This is a genomic window from Ligilactobacillus acidipiscis DSM 15836, from assembly GCF_001435755.1.
Lineage (GTDB): Bacteria > Bacillota > Bacilli > Lactobacillales > Lactobacillaceae > Ligilactobacillus > Ligilactobacillus acidipiscis.
Genome location: NZ_AZFI01000354.1, coordinates 1 through 539 on the forward strand (window position 1 = coordinate 1; position 539 = coordinate 539).

1 pseudogene is annotated in these 539 nt (G+C 30.8%); it reads left to right on the plus strand.

Features of this window, described 5'->3' with window-relative positions:
* Positions 1–192: 192 nt before the first annotated feature.
* Positions 193–539 (plus strand): annotated as a pseudogene (locus FC65_RS11095) (hypothetical protein); the annotation flags it as partial.

Here is a 539-nt window from a genome sequence, read left to right on the forward strand (position 1 = left end):
CAAAAAAGCGAATCTATAACACTTATACTGAAAAACCAATTAAACAAAAAGAAAATTTACCCAAAAACGGGGAAAACGATCTTCCTGAAGAACAAAAAGAATTACTACGCAGAGAAATTAAAGAACGCATGGAACAATTAGGCTTGAATAACGATCACATTTAATAAAAATGTTGTTTAACGAGGTGTAAAAATGACAAAAACTGTCAAAAATTTAGCTGATGAGTTAAAAGTTTCTCGTCAATATATACACAAAGTAATCAACCTTCTTCCTGAAGATTGTCAACCTACTAAAATTGACAACAAATATATAATTACTGACGAAGTCGAAAAAAACATAAAAGGTTATATGAAAAAAGACCACACATCCTCGTCAACTCGTAAACCTCGTAAACTAGATGACAAGATTTACAGTTTACAACAAGAAAGAATCGCCGATTTAAAGGAACAAAACTCTTTTTATGAAGAGCAAATAAAAGCACTGCAAAAACAATTAGAAAATTCCCAACGTTTAGTTGATCAAGAGCAACAACTTCATTT